General features: G+C 71.6%; 4 protein-coding genes. 2 read left to right on the forward strand and 2 right to left on the reverse strand.

Annotation, left to right across the window (positions count from 1 at the left end; translation table 11 throughout):
* The coding region (gene ychF / locus DBR36_RS13520) for a redox-regulated ATPase YchF (RefSeq protein WP_258222849.1) at positions 1-855 on the reverse strand (855 nt) is incomplete at its 3' end.
* Between the two features lie 39 nt (positions 856-894).
* Positions 895-1,644, reverse strand: a complete 750-nt coding sequence (locus DBR36_RS13525; RefSeq protein ID WP_108320205.1) for a class I SAM-dependent methyltransferase — start codon at positions 1,642-1,644, stop codon at positions 895-897.
* A gap of 140 nt (positions 1,645-1,784) precedes the next feature.
* On the opposite strand from DBR36_RS13525, the gene DBR36_RS13530 reads away from it, so the two are divergent.
* Positions 1,785-2,378: a 3'-5' exonuclease gene (locus DBR36_RS13530; RefSeq protein ID WP_108320207.1), complete on the forward strand. Its 594-nt coding sequence runs from the start codon at positions 1,785-1,787 to the stop codon at positions 2,376-2,378.
* A 54-nt stretch (positions 2,379-2,432) separates the two neighbouring features.
* Positions 2,433-3,761 carry a DNA recombination protein RmuC gene (locus tag DBR36_RS13535; RefSeq protein ID WP_108320209.1) on the forward strand — a complete coding sequence of 443 codons (1,329 nt, stop codon included), beginning with the start codon at positions 2,433-2,435 and terminating at the stop codon, positions 3,759-3,761.
* Positions 3,762-3,927: the final 166 nt, after the last annotated feature.

Here is a 3,927-nt window from a genome sequence, read left to right on the forward strand (position 1 = left end):
GCGCGCCTCTTTCGGCCCCGCCGTGAGGTAGGTCTGCAGGCCCAGCGTGTCGAAGCCGATGCGGGCGAGCTGGTCGAGGCCCGACTCGTCCTGACCGGTGGATGCCAGCAGCTCGGCGGCATCCTCGGGGTCGAGGTCGATCAGCTCGGATTCGATCTTGGCATCCAAGAAGACGGCCTTCGCGGGAGCCACCAGGGCCGCGAGCTCGTCCTTCTTGGCCTGGTCGGTGAGGACGGCCTCGTCGACGTTGAAGACGAAGATGAAGGGCTTGGCGGTCAGCAGGCCGAGTTCGCGGATCGGCGTGAGGTCCAGACCGGAGCCCGACAGCAGCACGCCGCGCTGCAGGGCGTCCTGCGCGGCCTTCGCGGCATCGAGCACCGAGGGGTCGAGCTTCTTGCCCTTGACCTCTTTCTCGTACCGGGTGATCGCCTTCTCGAGCGTCTGCAGGTCGGCGAGCTGCAGCTCGGCGTTGATGGTCTCCATGTCGCTGGCCGGGTTCACCTGGCCGTCGACGTGGACCACGTCGTCGTCGGCGAAACCGCGGACGACCTGGGCGATGGCATCCGCCTCTCGGATGTTCGCGAGGAACTGGTTGCCCAGGCCCTCTCCCTCGCTCGCGCCGCGCACGATGCCGGCGATGTCGACGAACGACACTGCCGCGGGCACCAGGCGCTCGCTCTGGAAGACGTCGGCGAGCTGCTGCAGCCGGGCATCGGGAAGGTTCACGACCCCGACGTTGGGCTCGATCGTGGCGAACGGGTAGTTCGCGGCGAGCACCGAGTTCTTGGTCAGGGCGTTGAAGAGGGTGGACTTTCCCACGTTGGGAAGGCCGACGATTCCGATGGTAAGAGCCACGGGAGTCCAGGTTACCCGGCCGCGAGGGCGCGCACCGCGTCAGGGCCGCCGCGCGCGGAACGCGTGGGTGACGTACGGCAGCGCGACGGCTTCTCCGTCGGCGAGTCCGGGGACGGATGCCACGACCCCGTCGACCGCGGCATCGATGCGGGCCCGTTCCTCGGGGCCCGCCGTGATGACGTCGCTGCGCGAGAAGACCAGGTCGCGCAGCTGGGGCAGGGTGATCGGCCGCTCCCACCTCCACGCGCGGTGTTCGAGGTCGGTGAACGGAGCCGTGACGCGGGGCCCCGTGGTGCTGAGCAGGATCTCGGCGTTCGAACCGCCCATCGCCTCCGTCAGGCGCCTGACCCACTCGACCTCGTGGTCGCGGATGTTCCACACCAGTCCCAGCACCCCGCCGCTGCGCAGGCTCCGCGCCACCTCGATGGATGCCGCCTCCACATCGACCCAGTGCCATGCCTGCCCCATCACGACGGCGTCGAGCCCGGCGTCGGGCAGCGGCAGCGCCTCGGCCCGCCCGACGAACGTGGGGACTCCCCGCACCGATCCGCGCAGGGCGGCGAGCATGTCGGCATCCGGATCCACGGCCACCACGTCGGCACCGAGTTCGACGACCGTGCGGGTGAGCTTGCCCGTCCCGGCGCCGACGTCGGCCACGCGCAGCGCGCGCGCCGGCTCGCGCACGGGTTCGAGCAGCCACGACACCGCCTCGGCCGGGTACCCGGGACGTCCGGACTCATAGGCCGCGGCCGCCTGCCCGAACGACGTCGACTTCTCACGATCGGTCATGCCCCCGACCCTACGCCGCCCCTCCGACACGGCCCTCGCTGACGAACACCCGAGGCGCGGACAGACGCCTCACCGAGCGGATGCCACCACCCCCGGCGCGCCTCGCGACGACACGCCGCGCGTGCGGTGAGGGTGAAGTCGTGGCTCTGGACTTCACCGCGATCGACTTCGAGACGGCGAACTCCAGCGGTGCGTCCGCGTGCGCCGTGGGTCTCGCCCGGGTGCGCGACGGTCGCGTCGTCGCGACGGCATCGTGGCTCATCAAACCCCCCGCCGGGCACGATCATTTCGCCCCGATCAACATCGGAATCCACGGCATCCAGCCGCATCACGTCGCCGACGCCCCCTCGTGGAGTACGCAGCTCGACCGCCTCACGGCGTTCGCCGGATCGGACGTCCTCGTCGCCCACAACGCCGGCTTCGACATGTCGGTGCTGCGTCGTGCCTGCGCCGCCACGGGAGACGACTGCCCGCCCTACCGCTACCTCTGCAGCGTGCAGATGTCGCGCAAGACGTACGCGCTCGCGTCCTACCGCCTGCCGCTGGTGGCCGCCGAAGCCGGCTGCTCCCCCTTCGCCCACCACGACGCCCTCGCCGACGCCGTCGCCTGCGCCGAGATCACGATCGACTGCGCCCGCCGCGCCGGAGCTGACGACGTGCAGGCCCTCGCCGCCCACCTGGGCGTGCGTATCTCGCAGATCGCCGTCGAGCCGGCCGAGCGCGCCGTCGCCTGAGCCGTTCCGGCCCGTCTTTCCGGCGATGTCGGAGGTCTCGGGCAAGCTGATCCCATGGATGCCATCACCCTCGTCCTCGTGATCCTCGCCCTGGCGCTCGGCATCGCCGGCGGGTGGTTCGTCGCGTCCGCTCGGGTCGCCGCGCGCGCCGCGGTCGAGCAGAAGGCCCTCGGCGCCCGAGCGGCGGCGGCCGAGACCGCGCGCGCGGGTCTCGAGGCCCAGCTCGCGCATCAGACCACGCTCTATCGCGAGCTGGTCGGCCAGTCTCGGGCGGATCAGGCCGCGCGCGAGGAACGCGAGCGCCGCGAGCAGACCGTCCTGCGCGCCCTCGATCCCGTGCGCGAAACCCTCGACGCCATGCAGCGCAAGGTCGACGGCCTCGAGCGCGACCGCGTCGAGCAGTACTCCGCCCTCGGCGAGCAGCTGCGCCTCTCGCGCGAAGCCGACGAGGCGCTCCGCGCGACCACCGAGTCCCTCGCCTCCGCGATGAGGTCGGGGACGACGCGCGGGGTGTGGGGAGAAACGCAGCTGCGCCGCGTCGTCGAGGCCGCGGGCCTCACCCGCTACGTCGACTTCGACCTGCAGGCCTCGATCTCGAGCGACGCCGGCGCCGGTCGCCCCGACATGGTGGTGCGCCTGCCCGGGGGCAAATCTCTGGCGGTGGATGCCAAGGTCCCCCTCGACGCGTACCTCAAGGCCAGCGCGATCGCGGTGACGGCGCACGGAGAAGAGGGCGCCCGGCGCGCCGCGCTCCTGTCGCAGCACGCGCGTGCGGTCCGCGCGCACGTCGACGCGCTCGCCAAGAAGGCGTACTGGGCCGGGCTGACGACCAGTCCCGAATTCGTCGTGTGCTTCCTGCCGAGCGAGTCGCTGCTGGCCGCCGCCCTCGACGAGGACCCGGCCCTGCTCGACTACGCGTTCACGCGCCGCGTCGCCCTGGCATCGCCCGTCAACCTCTGGGCCGTCCTCAAGACGGTCGCTTTCACGTGGACCCAGCAGGACGTCTCCGACGAGGCGCGCACCCTCTTCGCGCTCGGCACCGAGCTCTACGACCGGGTCGGCGTCCTCGCCGGCCACGCCAACGATCTGCGCCGCGCTATCGAGAAGACCGTCGACAGCTACAACCGCTTCGCGGGATCCCTCGAGTCGCGTGTGCTGGTCACCGCTCGCAAGTTCCCCGGCATCGACGAGACCAAGCTCGACGCGGTCTCCGCGCCCGCGGCCCTCGAGGCGACTCCCCGGCGCTGGACCGCACCCGAGATGATCGGCCTCGACCTGACCGACGACACCCCATCGACACGAGGTGACTCGCCCGCAGCCGTCACCGCCCGCGCGGATCTCGATGCGATCCGGGAACGCCTCGGCTCCGCCGACAGCCAGTAGGGCTCAGGCTTCGGGGAGCAAGCGTGCGATTCAGGCCCCGCCGGGCACCCAGCTCAGCAGGCTGACCACAGCGGCAGAGACGCCGACGAAGGCGCCGACCATCCACCACGCGCTGACCTCGTGACCCTCGGCCCGCCGCACGCGCAGCAGCACGTCGGGGCGGCGC

The sequence above is a fragment of the Microbacterium sp. HMWF026 genome (genome assembly GCF_003061325.1).
Lineage (GTDB): Bacteria > Actinomycetota > Actinomycetes > Actinomycetales > Microbacteriaceae > Microbacterium > Microbacterium testaceum_E.